At 69.6% G+C, this 16,301-nt stretch carries 15 protein-coding genes; 8 read left to right on the top strand and 7 right to left on the bottom strand.

What is annotated here, in order from left to right; all coding sequences use genetic code 11:
* Window positions 1-242: 242 nt before the first annotated feature.
* The 3 genes from ACZ6MA_RS14235 (at window position 243) to ACZ6MA_RS14245 (ending at window position 3,512) form a co-directional block, all read left to right on the top strand.
* Entirely contained in the window at window positions 243-647 is a 405-nt protein-coding gene (locus ACZ6MA_RS14235; RefSeq protein WP_469433694.1) for a hypothetical protein, read from the top strand.
* Entirely contained in the window at window positions 644-2,659 is a 2,016-nt protein-coding gene (locus ACZ6MA_RS14240) for a tetratricopeptide repeat protein (protein ID WP_469433696.1), read from the top strand. Before ACZ6MA_RS14235 ends, ACZ6MA_RS14240 begins: the two co-directional genes overlap by 4 nt.
* An 82-nt stretch (window positions 2,660-2,741) precedes the next feature.
* Window positions 2,742-3,512 carry a MerR family transcriptional regulator gene (locus ACZ6MA_RS14245; RefSeq protein WP_469433698.1) on the top strand — a complete coding sequence of 257 codons (771 nt, stop codon included), beginning with the start codon at window positions 2,742-2,744 and terminating at the stop codon, window positions 3,510-3,512.
* A 125-nt stretch (window positions 3,513-3,637) separates the two neighbouring features.
* Here the strand turns inward: ACZ6MA_RS14245 and msrA are convergent, their stop codons facing one another.
* Both msrA and ACZ6MA_RS14255 read right to left on the bottom strand, forming a co-directional pair.
* Window positions 3,638-4,297: a peptide-methionine (S)-S-oxide reductase MsrA gene (gene msrA / locus ACZ6MA_RS14250; RefSeq protein ID WP_469433699.1), complete on the bottom strand. Its 660-nt coding sequence runs from the start codon at window positions 4,295-4,297 to the stop codon at window positions 3,638-3,640.
* Window positions 4,298-4,414: 117 nt separating this feature from the next.
* Window positions 4,415-5,506, bottom strand: a complete 1,092-nt coding sequence (locus ACZ6MA_RS14255) for a hypothetical protein (RefSeq protein WP_469433700.1) — start codon at window positions 5,504-5,506, stop codon at window positions 4,415-4,417.
* Window positions 5,507-5,631: 125 nt separating this feature from the next.
* On the opposite strand from ACZ6MA_RS14255, the gene ACZ6MA_RS14260 reads away from it, so the two are divergent.
* The gene (locus ACZ6MA_RS14260; protein ID WP_469433702.1) at window positions 5,632-6,777 is read left to right on the top strand and encodes a cystathionine gamma-synthase; all 1,146 of its coding nucleotides are present in this window, start codon (window positions 5,632-5,634) and stop codon (window positions 6,775-6,777) included.
* A 175-nt stretch (window positions 6,778-6,952) separates the two neighbouring features.
* Here ACZ6MA_RS14260 and ACZ6MA_RS14265 read toward each other — a convergent pair whose 3' ends face one another.
* From ACZ6MA_RS14265 to ACZ6MA_RS14275, 3 genes are all read right to left on the bottom strand, one after another.
* Window positions 6,953-7,183 (bottom strand): hypothetical protein, encoded by a 231-nt coding sequence (locus ACZ6MA_RS14265; protein ID WP_469433704.1) that lies wholly within the window; start codon window positions 7,181-7,183, stop codon window positions 6,953-6,955.
* A complete protein-coding gene (locus tag ACZ6MA_RS14270; RefSeq protein ID WP_469433706.1) occupies window positions 7,180-7,695 on the bottom strand; it encodes a sigma factor-like helix-turn-helix DNA-binding protein in 516 nt (171 codons plus the stop codon). Before ACZ6MA_RS14270 ends, ACZ6MA_RS14265 begins: the two co-directional genes overlap by 4 nt.
* 69 nt (window positions 7,696-7,764) lie before the next feature.
* Complete coding sequence (locus ACZ6MA_RS14275) at window positions 7,765-8,265, bottom strand: MarR family winged helix-turn-helix transcriptional regulator (protein WP_469433707.1); 501 nt, start codon at window positions 8,263-8,265, stop codon at window positions 7,765-7,767.
* A gap of 336 nt (window positions 8,266-8,601) precedes the next feature.
* On the opposite strand from ACZ6MA_RS14275, the gene ilvA reads away from it, so the two are divergent.
* From ilvA to ACZ6MA_RS14295, 4 genes are all read left to right on the top strand, one after another.
* On the top strand, window positions 8,602-10,005 hold the full coding sequence (gene ilvA / locus ACZ6MA_RS14280; protein ID WP_469434117.1) for a threonine ammonia-lyase: 1,404 nt from the start codon (window positions 8,602-8,604) through the stop codon (window positions 10,003-10,005).
* An 85-nt stretch (window positions 10,006-10,090) separates the two neighbouring features.
* Entirely contained in the window at window positions 10,091-11,173 is a 1,083-nt protein-coding gene (locus ACZ6MA_RS14285) for an ATP-binding cassette domain-containing protein (RefSeq protein ID WP_469433708.1), read from the top strand.
* Window positions 11,170-11,367 carry a hypothetical protein gene (locus ACZ6MA_RS14290; RefSeq protein WP_469433710.1) on the top strand — a complete coding sequence of 66 codons (198 nt, stop codon included), beginning with the start codon at window positions 11,170-11,172 and terminating at the stop codon, window positions 11,365-11,367. Before ACZ6MA_RS14285 ends, ACZ6MA_RS14290 begins: the two co-directional genes overlap by 4 nt.
* Entirely contained in the window at window positions 11,364-12,170 is an 807-nt protein-coding gene (locus ACZ6MA_RS14295) for an ABC transporter permease (protein ID WP_469433711.1), read from the top strand. Before ACZ6MA_RS14290 ends, ACZ6MA_RS14295 begins: the two co-directional genes overlap by 4 nt.
* Window positions 12,171-12,405: 235 nt before the next feature.
* On the opposite strand, the gene ACZ6MA_RS14300 is transcribed toward ACZ6MA_RS14295, so the two are convergent.
* Window positions 12,406-14,280 carry a DNA cytosine methyltransferase gene (locus ACZ6MA_RS14300; protein ID WP_469433712.1) on the bottom strand — a complete coding sequence of 625 codons (1,875 nt, stop codon included), beginning with the start codon at window positions 14,278-14,280 and terminating at the stop codon, window positions 12,406-12,408.
* A 242-nt stretch (window positions 14,281-14,522) separates the two neighbouring features.
* Window positions 14,523-16,298, bottom strand: coding sequence for an AIPR family protein (locus tag ACZ6MA_RS14305; RefSeq protein ID WP_469433714.1), 1,776 nt, complete (start codon window positions 16,296-16,298; stop codon window positions 14,523-14,525).
* Window positions 16,299-16,301: the final 3 nt, after the last annotated feature.

A 16,301-nucleotide genomic window follows, 5' to 3' on the forward strand; every position in this document is an offset into this window, starting at 1 on the left:
TCTTCGGCTCTTGGCCCTCCCGACCTCCTGCGGCGGTTGAGTGCCCTGCGGGCGCGTCCTCAAGCGCCGGACAGGCTGAAAGTGAGCCTGTCCGGCGCTTGAGGACACCGCCGCGCGGCGGTGGTGCCCCGCGGGGCGCTCGCCGCAGCGGGCGAAGGCGCATCGGGCTGCCGTGCGGCGCGCCGCACGGGTAAGTTGAGCGCCCTGGGACTCCGCGTGGGCGGAACGGGGGGAGGTCGGTCGTGGACGCTCTGCTGGTGGCCGGTCAGGTGGCGCCGTACGTCACGACGGCGGTCGGTGCGTACGGGACGGCGGTGATGACGCGCGTGAGCGACGCGGGCGCCGATGCGACGGTGTCGCTCGGGCAGCGGATCCTGCAACGCGTGTGGCGGCGGGAGGAGAGCCGCGAGGACATCGAGGGAGCGGTCGACGCGCTCGCCGCCGCGCCCGACGACGAGGACCTCCAGGCCCTGCTGCGGGCGCAGCTCAAGCGGGCCCTGCTGGCCGACCCCGAACTCACCGCCGAGATCGCCCGGTTGCTGCCGCCCGCCGGGCCGGCGTTCACCGCCTCCGGTGCGGGTGCCGTCGCCGTGCAGCACAACTCCGGCATCATCAGCACCGGAAGCGAAGCCACCATCCAGCGATGACGCACCGGCACCAGGCGCCGGGAGAGGCATCCGGCCCCGGCGCGGTGGCCGCCGGCAGCAACCAGGGCATCATCAGCACCGGCGACGCGGCCACGATCGACAACCGCACGCTGCACCTTCCCGCCGAGGCGATCAGAGCAGCCGCCGACGTGCCGGCGCCACCCGGTCTGAACAACCTGCCCGCACCGCGCGGCACCGTCTTCGTCGGCCGGGACGCGGACCTGGCGCGGCTCGGCGCCGCGATCGACGGCGGGGGCGCCCCGCCCGTCGTGCACGGGCTCGGCGGCATGGGCAAGAGCACCCTCGCCCTGCATTACGCCCACCGCCACCGCGACCGCTACAACCCCGTCTGGTGGGTGCCCGCCGAGACCCCCGACGGCATCACCCTCGCCCTCGCCGACCTCGCCGCGCACCTCGACCCGTACGCCAACCTCACCGCCACCACCAGCGCGGAGGCCGCAGCCTGGGCCACCGCGTGGCTGCAGTCGCACGACGGCTGGCTGCTCGTTCTCGACAACGCCGAGGCACCGGACGCGCTCGCGCCGGTGATCGGCCCCCTCACGACGGGGCAGCACCTGATCACCAGTCGGCGCGCCACCGGCTGGCACCACCTCGCGCGGCCCCTGGCGCTGCGCACCCTCGCCGCCGACGCCTCGACGGACCTGCTCAAGCGCGTCATCGGCGAGCCGGACGCCCCCGACGGCGACTTCGGCGACGACCCCGCCCTGCCGGAGCTGGCGGCCGAACTCGGCCACCTCCCCCTGGCCTTGACCCAGGCCGCCGCGTACATCCAGCACACCGCCATCACCCCCGCCTCCTACCTGACGCGGCTGCGCCGCTACCCGGCACGGATGTTCGCCGCGTCCGCCACGGACGATCACGAGCGCACCGTCGCCCGCGTCTGGCAGCTCACCTTGCGGGCCATCGCCGCCCGGGACCCGCTCGCGGTCGACATCCTGCGGACGTTCGCCTGGCTCGGCCCCGACGACGTGCCGCGCGATCTGGCCGAGGCCCTCGACGACGACCCGATCGCCGTCGACGAGGCGCTGGCGCTGCTGCACGCGTACAGCATGATCACGCTCACCCCCCGGACCTGCACCGTCCACCGCCTCGTCCAGGCCGTGGCCCGCACCCCCGACCCGGCGGACGCCCAACGCGCCGAGGAGGCGATCGAGACGGCCCGCCGCCGTGCGGTCGGACTGCTCGTCGCCGCGCTTCCGGCGGACCCGCTGTTCAACGTGACCGGCTGGCCGCGCTGGCGGGAACTGCTCCCGCACATCGAGGCCCTCGCGACCCGGGTGACGTCCGACCGGGACGACGAGCACACCGACGCCCTCTGGCGTCAGACGTCGGCCTTCCTGCAGAGCGAGGTCCAGCCCGACCGGGCGATCACCTTCGCCGAGCGTTCCGTGGCGGCCTCGACGCGGCTGCGCGGCGCGGACGCCCCGCACACCCTCGCGTCCCGCTCCATCCTCGCCAGCGCCTACCGTTCGGCGGGCGAGCTGGAGAAGGCCGTCCCGCTGCTCGTCCGCAACCGCGACGACTGCGAGCGTGTCTTCGGCGCCGCCCACGAGGAAACGCTCGTCGCCCGGGGCAATCTCGCCTACCTCTACGGGATGACCGGCAACCTGGACCTGGCCACCGAGCAGCACAGCCGCAATCTCCTCGACTGCGAACGCCTCCTGGGCCCCGACGACGTGAACACCCTCTCCTCGCGCGCCAACCTGGCGAGCGCCTACCGGTCGGCGGGCGACCTGGCGAAAGCCGTCCCGCTGCACGAGCGGTGCGCCGCCGACTACGCACGCGTCCTGGGCCCCGACCACCCGGAGACGCTCACGGCCCGCAGCAACCTCGCGTTCGCCTACCAACTGGCGGGGGACCTCGCCCGGGCGGTCCCCCTCCACGAACACGTCCTGGCCACCCGCGACCGGGTCCTGGGCCCCACCCACCCCCACACGGAACTGGCCCGCGTACTGCTGTCCCAGGCCCGCCGGGACGCGGCGGCGCCGTAACGGGCTTGCGGTTTCCGTTGCGTCAACTTCTACGGTCTTCGTGTGGGGCCGGAGAGACCGGCCCGGCGATGGGAGGCGGGCCATGGCCTGGTCGATCGCGGAGGTGGCCCGGATGTCCGGTGTGACGTCCCGGACGCTGCGGCACTACGACGAGATCGGTCTGCTGCCGCCCGCGTGGATGGGGAGCAACGGGCACCGCTACTACGAGGAGGCCGACCTGCTGCGGCTGCAGCAGATCCTGCTGATGCGGGAACTGGGCCTGGGGCTGCGGGAGATCCAAGCGGTCCTGGACAGCCAGGTCGACCGGGTGGCCGTGCTCCGCGAGCACCACCAACGGCTGCTGGCGGAGCGGGACCGGCTGGAGACACTCGCCCGCACGGTCGGCCGCACCATCGCCGAACTGGAGGAACGGGAAGAAGGAGACACCGACATGGTGAAGATCAACAGGCCGGAAAACCTGTTCGAGGGATTCGACACCGCCACCACCGAGACCGACGCCGAGGTGCGGGAGCGATGGCCCAAGGCGTGGGAGCAGTCCCGGCCGGCCGTCGAGACGATGACCGAGGAGGACACGGAACGGTGGCAGCGGGAGGTGACGGCCCAGATGATCCGCTTCGCGGAGTTCATGGTCGCCGGCACACCGGTGGACGACCCCGCCGTGCAGGCCGAGGTGGACGCCCACTACCAGGGCGTCTGCCGGTTCTGGACCCCGAACGCGGCCGCGTACAAGGGCCTGGGCCAGACCTACGTCGACGACCCGCGGTTCCGCGCGAACTTCGACAAGATCGCCGACGGGCTGGCCGGCTACCAGCGCGACGCCATGGTCGCCTACGCCGACGCCCGGCTGAGCTGACCGGTGACGCACCCCCGGGGGCTGCGGAGCGGGGGGCCGCAGCCCCCTCGGGTGAGCACGTCCGGCCCGAGGGGGAGTCCGTCCGGCCCGAGGGGGGAGCACGTTCCGCCCGAGGGGGGAGCTTGTCAGCCGTCGGCCTTCGCCACGCCTACCGGGCAGCTCACGCCCGTGCCGCCGATGCCGCAGTAGCCCGCCGGGTTCTTGTCGAGGTACTGCTGGTGATGCGGCTCGGCCGGGTAGAAGGGGCCGGCCGGGAGGATCTCCGTGGTGATGTCGCCGTAGCCGGAGGCGCGCAGGACCGACTGGTAGGCCGTGCGCGAGGCCTCGGCCTCGGCCTGCTGGGCCGGGGAGTGGGTGTAGACCGCCGAGCGGTACTGCGTGCCGGTGTCGTTGCCCTGGCGGAAGCCCTGGGTGGGGTCGTGGGACTCCCAGAACAGCTTCAGGAGGGTCTCGTACGACACGGCCGAAGGGTCGAAGACCACGCGGACCGCCTCGGTGTGACCGGTCAGACCGCTGCACACCTCCTCGTACGCCGGGTTCGGGGTGTGGCCGCCCTGGTAGCCGACCAGGGTCGTCCACACGCCCGGGGTCTGCCAGAACTTGCGCTCGGCGCCCCAGAAGCAGCCGAGCCCGAAGTCCGCCACGGCCAGCCCCTCGGGGTACGGGCCCGCCAAGGGGTTGCCGAGGACGGTGTGGCGGTCGGGGAGGGCGAACTCCGGCTCGGGGCGGCCCTTGAGCGCCTCCTCCGGGGACGGCAGACGGGTCTCGGGGCGGTGGAACAGCATCTCGGCTCCAAGGTGACGCGGAAGGGGGCGGCACTCGTGGAACGGGCGGGGGCCTGGGCGAATTCCCCGGCCCTCGGCCCCCGGGCCCAGGCCCGCGCACCCCGGTCCGTCAGCCCCTCAGCCCCGGCCGCCCTGGGACTCCCAGCCCGCCACGGCCAGCGCCCGGTACGTCGCGTACGCCCCGACCGGGTCCGACTCGTACGTCCACGGCACCGCCCCGATGTGGCCGTCGACCTTGCGCAGCTGGTCCATGGCCTCCTGGAAGCGGTCCGCGCGCACCAGGAACCACACCAGCAGGTGCCGCACGTGCGGCAGCACGGGATGGTCGGCCGGCGCGTGCGCCACCGCGAACTGCGCGGCCTCGATCGCCTGCGTGACCACCGCGCTCTGGTAGAGACCGCGCACCAGGTTCACGTCCGACAGGTGGTCGTGGACGGCGAACAGCGGCAGCGCGGGCAGCAGGCTGCCCGCCGGGGCCGCGCCCGCCGCGCGCTGCGCGAAGGCGTCCGCGCGGTCCTGCGAGCCGTGCCACTTCGCGCTCCAGTAGCGCAGCGCCGCCAGATGCGCCCCCATGTGCCCCGGCGCGCGGGCCACGACGGTCTCCCACACCGACTGGAACTCCGCCTCGCTCGAACCGAGGCCCCGCTCGATGCCCAGCCGCACGATGTACGGAACGGCGTCGCCGGGGGCCAGCAGGGCCGCCTCGGCGCAGACCGTGCGGGCCTCCTCCAGGATCATGCGGTAGTCCTGCGAGGACGGGTCCCGCAGCGCCTGCTGGACCAGGAACTCGGCCTGCACGGCCGCGCCGCCCGCGTCCTTCGGCGCCACGACCCGCCAGTGCCGCAGCCACATACCGCCGGTGCCCGGCGCCTCCGCCAGCTCCTGGGCCGCGGCCCCCGCCAGGGTCTGCACACGCTGCCAGCGCAGCTCGGCGGCGGTGGTGGCGTCGGTGCGGGCCAGCAGTTCGGAGGCGGGCTTCCAGTCCTGCGTGCGGCGCGCCTCGGTGACGGCCGCGAGCAGCTCGGGGTCCGGGCCGGGCAGCCGCACGTCGAGCTGTTCGACGGGGACGAAGCCGTACGCCCCGGCCGGATCGACGGCGGCCCGGTGGCCGCGCACGGCGTCCTGCCCGGCGCGGCGGCGCCGCATCGCGGGCACCACCAGGACGCCGCAGATCATGACGAGGGCGAGCAGGATGAACAGAAACTCCATGAGGCGTCCTGAGAGCAGAGAACGTGGGCCGACGAGGGGACAACGCGGGGGACCGGCGGATCGTTCATCCGCCGGTTACAAGTGAACAGGAGTGTTTCGGTGAACCTGGTACTACCCTCGGTTCAATGAGCGACCAGCACTCCTTCGAAACCCTCGCCATCCACGCCGGACAGGAGCCGGATCCCTTGACGGGAGCCGTCGTCCCGCCCATTTACCAAGTCTCCACCTACAAGCAGGACGGCGTCGGCGGCCTGCGCGGTGGGTACGAGTACAGCCGTAGCGCCAACCCCACGCGCACCGCGCTGGAGGAGAACCTGGCGGCGCTCGAGGGCGGCACCCGCGGTCTTGCCTTCGCCTCGGGCCTGGCGGCCGAGGACTGCCTGCTGCGGGCCCTGCTGTCGCCCGGCGACCACGTCGTCATCCCGAACGACGCCTACGGCGGAACGTTCCGGCTCTTCGCGAAGGTCGTCAGCCGCTGGGGCGTCGAGTGGTCGGTCGCCGACACCTCCAGCCCGGACGCCGTCCGCGCCGCCATCCGGCCGGAGACGAAGGCGGTGTGGGTGGAGACCCCCTCCAACCCGCTGCTCGGCATCACCGACATCGCGGCCATCGCCACCGTCGCCCACGAGGCCGGCGCGAAGCTGGTCGTGGACAACACCTTCGCCAGCCCCTACCTGCAGCAGCCACTGTCCCTCGGCGCGGACGTCGTGGTCCACTCCACCACCAAGTACATGGGCGGTCACTCCGACGTCGTCGGCGGCGCGCTGATCACCGCCGACGCGGCCCTCGGCGAGGAGCTGGCCTACCACCAGAACGCCATGGGGGCCGTCGCCGGCCCGTTCGACTCCTGGCTGACCATGCGTGGCATCAAGACCCTGGCCGTGCGCATGGACCGCCACACCGCCAACGCCGAGCGCGTGGTGGAGCTGCTGGTCGCGCACCCGAAGGTGACGCAGGTCTACTACCCGGGCCTGCCCGAGCACCCGCTGCACGAGGTCGCGGCCAAGCAGATGCGCGCGTTCGGCGGCATGGTGTCCTTCCGCGTCGCGGGCGGCGAGGCGGCGGCGGTCGAGGTCTGCAACCGCACCAAGCTGTTCACGCTCGGTGAGTCCCTGGGCGGTGTCGAGTCGCTGATCGAGCACCCGGGGCGGATGACGCACGCCTCGGTGGCCGGCTCCGCGCTGGAGGTCCCGGCGGACCTGGTGCGCGCGTCGGTCGGCATCGAGTCGGCGGACGACCTGCTGGCGGACCTCACCCAGGCCCTGGGCTAGCCGCCTCCCTGAACACCGGACGGGCGGACCTCGGCTGAGCGCGGCCGGAAGCCGGGCCCGTCCGGCGGTCGGGGACGCCCTGCCGGGTGCCCGCCGCGGGTGCCCGTCATCGCGGGCGCCGGCATCGGTGGGCGCCGGCATCGCGGGCGCGGCATCGCGTACGCCGCGGAGCCCGTCACGGCTCCGGCGGTGGCGCCGACCAGGGCTGTTCGATCGCCGCCCAGACGGCGAAGGCCGCCACCGCGATCAGCAGCAGCACCCAGGCCACGGCCCGCACGGCCCGGCGGACCCGCAGGATCCGTTGGCCCCGGGCGGCGGCCCGCGCCGCCAGCTCCGGTGGGAGCCGCGGGTGCGGGAGATCCATCAGCCGCCGGACCTCGGCCTCCTCGCGGTCCTGCGCGCTCACGGCGCGGCGCCGTCGGACGCGGCCCGCCGCCCGGTGGCCGCCGGGGGCGGCGCCGGACGGCGGCGCAGGGTGCCGACCGCGCGGGAGCAGATGATCCGCACCCGGTCCGGTGACAGGCCCAGGGCGGCCGCGGTCTGCTCCTCGGCGACACCTTCGTGGAGCCGCAGGACGAGCACCAGGCGCTCCCGCGGGGTGAGCCGGTCCAGGACGCCGCCGCGGGGGCGGCGATGGCGCCGGGCGGACCGCGCGAAGCGGGCCGCCATCTCCTGCCGGGTGCGGGCGTAGGGATCCTCGCCGCGCAGCCGGTCCCAGTCCGCGTACGTACGGGCCAGGGCCGCCGTCAGCAGTCGCTCGGCGGCCTCGGCGCCATGGCTGGTGCCGGGGCCGGCGGACCGGCCCGGCTCCCCGGTCAGCAGGAGCGCGGCGCGCAGCAGCCGGCCGCCCGCGCCCGCGACGAACGACTCGAACTCCTGGGCGCGACGGCGTTCCCTGGCCGCACGCCGCTCGTTCACCGGGGCCTCCGTGGCACGTGCCCGTGGCGGGCATGTGCCCTCAAGGACACGGCAGCGACCCGCGCCGGGTCAAGAGGCCGGCGGCACCGGGGGAAGCGCGGTGTGCAGGTCGGACAGCGCCACGTTGAAACGGGTGAGCAGGGAGCAGAAGGAATCCCGCTCCGCCTCGGTCCAGCCCTCGGTCACCAGCGCCATCAGCTCACGCCGTGAGGCGCGCACCTCCTCCAGGCGGGCCTTGCCACGCGGGGAGAGCTGCAGGACGACGGCCCGTCCGTCCTCGGGGTGCGAGGTGCGCTTGACCAGACCGGTGTCGACCAGCGGCGCCACCTGCCGGGTCACGGTCGAGGAGTCGATGCCCATGCCCGCGGCGAGCGCCTTGACGCCCATCGGGCCTTCCTGATCGAGGCGGTTGAGCAGGAGGTAGGCGGCGCGGTCCATCGAATTGCGGACCTGGCCTACGCCACCGAGCCGGGTCTGTTCGGCGCGGCGGGCGAAGACGGCCACCTGGTGCTGGAGGGTGTCGAGGACACCGGGTGCGAGGTCGGTCGTCATGTCCGGAGGGGTGGGCATGGCCTGGGACTCACTTCGTGCGGCGGGGACGGAAAAAGGGCGGGGAAAAGCTCGGAAAACGCTGCGGAATGGGGGACAGAGTACGCGGCCGGACGGGCGGCCGTACCGGTGCTGCGCAAACCGGTCGGTTTGTGCGGCTCTGCGGGGCCGGGCCGGGGGCGAGCTGCGAGACTGGGCCCCATGGCTGCACGAGTTGGTGACGAGGACGGCCTCGGGGCGTCGCCCCGGCCCGCCGTACCCCACGCTGCGCCCGGGACCGCGCCCGAGATCGCGCGCGACGTCGAGCCCGAGATGCCCGCGAAGGTGCCCCCGCCGGCGCCCGCGCAGCGCCTTCCGATGTCCGGCCCGCCCCTTCCGGCGGCGGCGGGGGCCGTGCCGGCGGAAACCGGCGGGGGCGCCGGACCCGGTCCGCCGTCGGGTGGCCGGCCGTCGGGCGGGCCGTCGGCGGGCGACTCCGCTGCGACGAGCGAGGCGGCGACCGGACCGTCCGGCGGGCCCCCGCAAGATGCTCCCGTCCCGTCTGACCCGGCGCTCCTGCCCGTCCTGACCCTCGACGACGTGCGCCACGCGCAGAAGACGCTCTCCGGGGTCTCCCGGATCACGGCGCTGGAGGGCAGCCGCTATCTGTCCGGGCTGGTCGGCGCGCCCGTCCACCTCAAGTGCGAGAACCTCCAGCGCACCGGCTCCTTCAAGGTGCGCGGCGCGTATGTCCGGATCGCCGGTCTGACCGAGCGGGAGCGGGCGGCGGGCGTCGTCGCGGCCAGCGCCGGAAACCACGCGCAGGGCGTGGCGCTCGCGGCCTCCCTGCTGGGCGTGCGCTCCACGGTGTTCATGCCGGAGGGCGCGCCGCTGCCGAAGGTCGCCGCCACCCGTGACTACGGCGCGGAAGTACGGCTGCACGGCCAGATCGTGGACGACGCGATGCGGGCCGCCCAGGCCTACGCCCACGAGACCGGCGCGGTCTTCATCCACCCCTTCGACCACCCCGACGTCGTGGCGGGGCAGGGCACGGTGGGGCTGGAGATCCTGGAGCAGTGCCCCGAGGTGCGCACCGTGGTGGTGGGCGTCGGCGGCGGCGGGCTGGCGGCCGGGATCGCCGTGGCGGTCAAGGCGCTGCGGCCCGATGTGCGGATCGTCGGCGTACAGGCGGCGGGCGCCGCCGCGTACCCGCCCTCCCTGGCCGCCGGGCACCCGGTGTCGATACCGGCTCCGGTGACGATGGCGGACGGCATCAAGGTGGGGCGGCCGGGCGACGTACCGTTCAGGATCGTCGATGATCTGGTCGACGAGGTCGTCACGGTCACGGAGGACGACCTCTCCAGCGCGCTGCTGCTCTGCCTGGAGCGGGCGAAGCTCGTGGTGGAGCCCGCCGGGGCGAGCCCGGTGGCCGCGCTGCTGGCCGCGCCCGACTCGTTCGAGGGGCCGGTCGTCGCGGTGTTGTCGGGCGGCAACGTGGACCCGCTGCTCATGCAGCGCATCCTGCGGCACGGCATGGCCGCCGCGGGCCGCTACCTGTCGCTGCGGTTGCGGTTGACGGACCGCCCGGGGGCGCTGGCCGCGCTTCTGGAGGTGTTGTCGGGGCTGGACGCGAACGTCCTCGACGTGAGCCACGTGCGCACCGATCCGCGTCTCGGGCTCACGGAGGCGGAAGTGGAGCTGCATCTGGAGACCAAGGGGCCCGGACACTGCGCGGAGGTGGGTGAAGCCCTGCGGAATGCGGGCTATCTCGTCATGTGGTGACAAGTGGGGTGGTTCATTCCCGGGCGGGACGGGCCCCGCGAACGTAAAATCCTGTAATACGTCACCCGATACGGGGAGAACCTCCATGCCAGGCGCCATTTACGCCGAAGGCCTGGTCAAGACCTTCGGCGACGTCAGGGCTCTGGACGGCGTCGATCTCGACGTTCCGGAAGGAACCGTTCTAGGACTGCTGGGCCCCAACGGCGCCGGCAAGACCACCGCGGTACGCGTACTCACCACCTTGCTCAAACCCGACAGCGGCCGGGCCGTCGTCGCGGGCATCGACGTCCTGAGAAACCCCACCGAGGTCCGCCGTCACATCGGCCTGTCGGGCCAATTCGCCGCGGTGGACGAGTATCTGACGGGACGTGAGAATCTCCGGATGGTCGGTCAGCTCTACCAGATGAGCGCCCGCGACGCGAAGGTGCGGGCCGAACAGCTGCTGGAGCGCTTCCATCTCGAGGAGGCCGCCGACCGCACCGCCAAGACCTACTCCGGCGGCATGCGCCGCCGTCTCGACCTCGCGGCGGCCCTGGTCGTCAGCCCGCCCGTGATGTTCATGGACGAGCCGACCACCGGACTCGACCCGCGCAACCGGCAGCAGTTGTGGGAGGTCATCCAGGAACTGGTCGCCGGAGGGACCACCCTCCTGCTGACCACGCAGTATCTGGAGGAGGCCGACCACCTCGCCCACGACATCGCGGTCGTCGACCACGGCCGGGTCATCGCACGCGGCACCTCCGACCAGCTCAAGGCCCGTACGGGCGGGGAGCGCGTCGAAGTCGTCGTGCACGAGGCCGGCGACATATCCGTGGCCGACGAGATCCTGCGGTCCTTCGGCAAGGGCGACTCCAAGATCGAGGAGCACACCCGAAAGGTCACCGTCCCGGTCTCGGGCGGCGCGAAGCTGCTCGCCGAGGTCATCCGCGAGCTGGACGGGCGCGGCGTCGAGATCGACGACATCGGGCTCCGCCGGCCGACGCTGGACGACGTCTTCATCTCCCTCACCGGCCACGCGGCCGAGGCGGAGGAGGAGCGGAGAAACGGCGGCGACACGCGGGACGGGACGCCGACCGGGGCGCGGGGCGCGGTGCGGGAGGGGAAGCGGGAGCGTCGCCGTCCGGGGGCCGGAGGGCAGACGCGCGAGGACGAGGAGGCCGCCACATGAGTGCCATCGGCAACACCACCCTCGGGACGGCGGCCCCCAGAGCGCGCGGCGGTGTCATCCAGTCCGCGCGGGACTCCCTGGTCGTCGCCAAGCGCAACCTCATCCGCATGGCACGCATCCCGAATCCTGTTCGCGGAGATTCGATTCGATCCGACTCGCGCGGTTCCGGCTCCGGGAAGGAGCGGACCGCATGAGCGCCATGACTGACTCGCTCGTCATCGCCCAGCGGAACTTGATCAGAATGTCCCGGATTCCCGAGATGATCCTGTTTGGCCTCATCCAGCCGGTCATGTTCGTCGTCCTCTTCACATACGTGTTCGGCGGCTCGATGAAGATCGGCGACACGACCGACCCGGACGTCTACAAGAACTTCCTGATGGCCGGCGTCTTCGCCCAGACCGTCACCTTCGCCACCGCCGGAGCGGGCGCGGGCATCGCCGACGACATGCACAAGGGCCTGATCGACCGCTTCCGCTCCCTCCCCATGGCGCGCGGCGCGGTCCTGACGGGCCGCACCATGGCCGACGTCGCCCAGACGGCGCTGACGCTGACGGTCCTCGCGCTCGTCGCCCTACTCGTCGGCTGGCGCCCCGGCTCCGCGGAGCCGACCAACATCGGACGGATACTGAGCGGCTTCGCCCTGCTCCTCCTCCTGGGATACGCGTTCACGTGGATCGGCGCACTGATCGGCCTCTCGGTCCGCACCCCGGAAGCGGCAACGTCCGGCGGCCTGATCTGGCTCTTCCCGGTCACGTTCATCTCGAACGCGTTCGTCGACCCGGAGCAGATGACGCCGTGGCTGCGCCACATCGCCGAGTGGAACCCCTTCAGCGCGACCGTCCAGGCATGCCGCAAGCTCTTCGGCGACCCGGGCGTGGTCCAGTCCGACGCCTGGCCGATGCAGCACCCCGTGTGGGCGTCGCTGATCTACTCGATCCTGATCGTCACGGTCTTCCGCGCCCTCGCGGTCCGCAAATACCGTGCGGCGGACGGCTGACGTTCCGCCTGCCAGAAGGTGGCGCTCGGCCTCTCGGCTATCTAGAAACCCTAGAAAGCGATCGACGCGCGAGGCAAGAGGCCGGTATGGATCAAGGGCTTGCGGCGGTCCTAGGTTCTGTCCGACGGATACGGCAGTGCCGTAGCGATGCTTGAGCGCCGGTTGTTGCTCGCGGGCGGGCAGCAACCGGAACTCAACCACGGGTGGTACAGCGGTGGCCCGTTTGGAGATGGGCTCAGCAGAGCCGCTCGTCGCCTTCGGGTTCGTCCGCCGAGCGGCACCATTGCTGGAGAGGGCAACTGGCACAGTACGGTTCGCTGGGCAGGCAGTTCGTGTAGGCCAACTGCCTCAGTGCCGCCATGCGGACCGGTGCGTCGGCGCCGCCGCCGATGAGCCGAGCCATTTCGATACGTCCATCAGTAAGCCTGTTGGTACGATCCGAGTTGCTGGCAAACACCCTTGACGCCACACGCAACGGGCCTTGCTGGGCGAGCATGACATCCTCACCCAGGAGGAGTCGGAAGGTAGCACCCTCGGCAGGCTTCAATTTGAGCTGTCTGGCAAGCTCTTCCGTGTCTTGCCAAACATTCCGCTTCGACGTCAGTTCCTCTATGCGCTTCAGGCGCTGACGTGTCCGCGGATCGTCGATTGCCTCGTAGAGCTTTTGAAGCTCCTTTGATACCAGCTTCGGGCGCCCCTTGAGTTGTTGAATAGCCCATTCAAGATTACGGGCCCCTATGCGCTCTGCCCCAAGCAGCGACACTACGAGCGCGACGGCCTGCTGTACGTGTGGTCCAGGGTAAAGGAACCAGGACCTCCCATCACGTTGCCGATGTCCCCATGCTGCGAGCGCTCGGTGCAATTCAAGCCACTCGTTCTTATCAGGCGTGGATCCCGAGGTTGGCTTCAGCGCAGTCGCGGCTGCCTCACCGAGCCGGGGTGGCACAGCATTGCCGATCTGCCGGAACGCATCACTACGGGTACCCGAGAACCGAAAGTGGTCAGGGAAGGTCTGGATCCGAGCGGCCTCACGCACGGTGAGAGTGCGATGCTGCGAGGGGTGAATGTACCAGTAACCATCCTTTGCGATATGCGCAGTGATGGAGCGGCTATAGTCATCCCAATTGAGGCGCTTGTACTTGTCGTCAAAGGTGTCCGCTTTGTAGCGGCGAAGGTGTTCAGGAATGTCAGAGTAAAGCGTCTTGTGGGTCATACGCTTAAAGACTTCAAGATCATCGGCGCGTACCGGCCGGGTCATGTGATCGTGAATTACGTCAGGCTCCTCCGTCTCTTTCCTCATGAGCATCAGGAAATTAGACGGTTCCCCCGAGGGGGCGTAGGTTAGACGTCGATCGCCGACAGGGTTGTCCTCGGGGAGCGCGGGGAGATCGCCGATGGCCTGCCGGAGGTGAACGGGGTCGCTGGGGGCGGGCCAGGTGAATTCGGAGCTGTCCCGTCGCGCCAACACGATCAAGCGCTTTCGGTGTTGGGGGACGCCATACTGCCAGGCATCGACCAAGCGCACTTCGGTGAAGTAGTCGGCTTCTTCCAAGGAGTCAACGATCGTTCGTACGACGTGGAAGTCGTCGCCAAGCGCCATGTCCGGGACATTTTCCATGAGCACCGCACGCGGCTGGACCTCAAGGACGACTTCGAGGTAGGCACGCCACAGTTCCCTGCGGATGTCATTACTGTCACGAACCCCAGCGTCGACGAGGCTCTTGATCTTGCTGCGCCCAGCTCGACTGAAAGGCTGGCATGGAGGACCACCGGCGATCAGGTCGATGTCTGTCTGCCGCAACAAGCCGATGAGGCTGGCTCGCTGGTCGTCATCGCCTAGGTCCGTGCCCAAAGCCAACCCGGGGAAGTTCGCTCGGTGAGTCTCGAGTGCGCGTTGATCGGAGTCAACGGAGGCAGCGACAGTCCACCCAGCATGTTCTAGCCCCAGGCTCAAGCCACCCGCACCGGAAAAAAGATCCACAGCCAGACGGGCACCGGAGTTGATCCGGCTCGCGCACCATGTGGCGAAGGTCTCCTCGGTGCAAGCCTCGGGATGCTCGCTGAGCTGGAGTACGTCGCTGCGATGCAGCTTCACCCCGTAGAACGACACCCAAGCCTCCTTGATTCATGCTCTGTCAACGACCACCAGGACAACACAGTAGGACGCCCCAGACAAGCGCTTCGCGCAGGTCGCACAACTGAATGATGGCGTAGCTCAAGACCAAGTTCGTCGCAGTCGGTAGAAGCCGGCGCCTGCGCGGGGAGCATGAGATCACGTCTACGAAGAGGCCGCTGGCGTGCAGAGACAGCGGCTGTCCGTTCGAGAGCCTCGGGTGTCCCACGAGGCTGGCTTCAGGTCCTCACGGCTTGCCGCGCCTGCCCAGGAACCTTGGGCGAGAGGCCAGCCCACTGGATGTCCAGCACACTTTTCCAGCAGTCCTCCTTCTTACACCATTCAGTGACGTTTCCCGAACCCGGGGCGGCGAGAAGCACTTGGCGGACAGGCCCACTTAGCTCGTGCACCGCGTGCCGGATGTGGCCGGGGAGTCCCTGCTCCCGCCACACGGTGGCTAGGACGTCGTCCAAGTCGACTTCCGCGGCCAGTCGGGCCAGGGTGTAGGTCGTCACATTGGCCAAGTAGCCGGCACCTGGATTCAGTTTCCTGATCTCGGCTCTCCCGTGCTCGAAGAGGATCCTCTTCGCGACGAGAGCTTGGAAGTATATTTCGTCAGGCACTGCCGATGATACTGAGAGAAAATTCAGCGTCCATGACTGAAAGCATTTCTGCGCGCCAAGACTCACGAAGTGAGGCAACTGTCGAAATGTCATATCGTATTTTGCGGCGTCGGTCTTGGTGAACCGTTGGCTGCGGAGGTACTCGAGGTCGAAGGCTTTTTGTTTTGCTGACGTGTGACGTCGAGCTCGATCGACGTTGTACTGGCCCCGAACGCGCTCGTAGTACCAACGGCTTTGACGTGTTGAACCCGCCGCCGCGGGTGCCCAAATACTCCGCGAGAGGCGCTCAAGTTCAACATGAAATGGGCTGTTGGCCTCGAAGTCTGCTTCGTTAATCGTATTCTGTGAATTAGCGTACCTGGAGATCTTTGGGACGAGCTGGTCGAGTACATCTGGCTGCACGACCGTAATCTTTGCAGGGACCTGAATCTCACTAAGGTCCGCATTATCGCGTTTGGCGGCGTGATGAAGCGATGCTGTGGTTTGTCCGCCGTTAACGATTTGCAAGTCGCTTAGTTCAAGCAGGTAGGTCTCGCTGCCTCGCTGTTCGAGAGTTACTCCAGTTGCAGTGGCTGAGATCCCATTGTTGTACGCGAGGAATCGATCTGGACTTGTCTGGATCGTCTCGTTAATCCCCTTGTTCACCTTGCCGCGAGCTTGGAGGAAGGCTCGGACGTTTCGTTGCAACAACTTGGGTCCGTGGGCCTCATAGATGTCAGCGAGCAACTTGCCTGGCATCACGGTGAGTAGGCATTGATAGTCGCCGCCTGTGGGGGCAGGTAGGCAAGGCAGCGGATTTCCGAGTTTCTCAAAGTCGACGGAAATTGGCTCCTCATGGCGACCTGATGTGGCAAGTCTCCTGAGTCGCTCGATATCCCACAAATTATGGATTACGGGAATACCGCCGAGCTCGTCAGGGGGAGGATCCTGAAGGGTGCTACGGCCGTCGGTCAGTAGAAAGATTCGAATTTTGCCGATTTCTGGCCATCTGGAATGAATATCCTGCACCATGTCGAATTGGGCACTGGATTCCTCCATGTCGAGGTGATGCCCATCACGGCAGGCAGTTGCGAACAACGTTGCCCAGTTGTAGCGACGCCTCACTTGATCGCGTGAGATGGTTTGCCCGTGATTCCCGTAGTCGGCAGTCACCAGGTCCAGAACGCGCCCATCGTCACTAACTGAATAGCCCGCTACTTCCATGCGGCTGCGCCCAGAAGGGCTGACGAAGTAGCACACGTGTAGATCTTCCAGAGACCCGTCGTCCACAAGGTAGTCGCCGGCGACCTGCACAAAGGCATCGCGCTTCAACCACCCTGGCTCCTGCCCCAAGCGGTCCTCGATGGCCTGCTCGAGCGTGATGGCAAACTCTTGCACCGACTCGTCGTGCACGCG

The organism is Streptomyces sp. NPDC042259, from assembly GCF_055582085.1.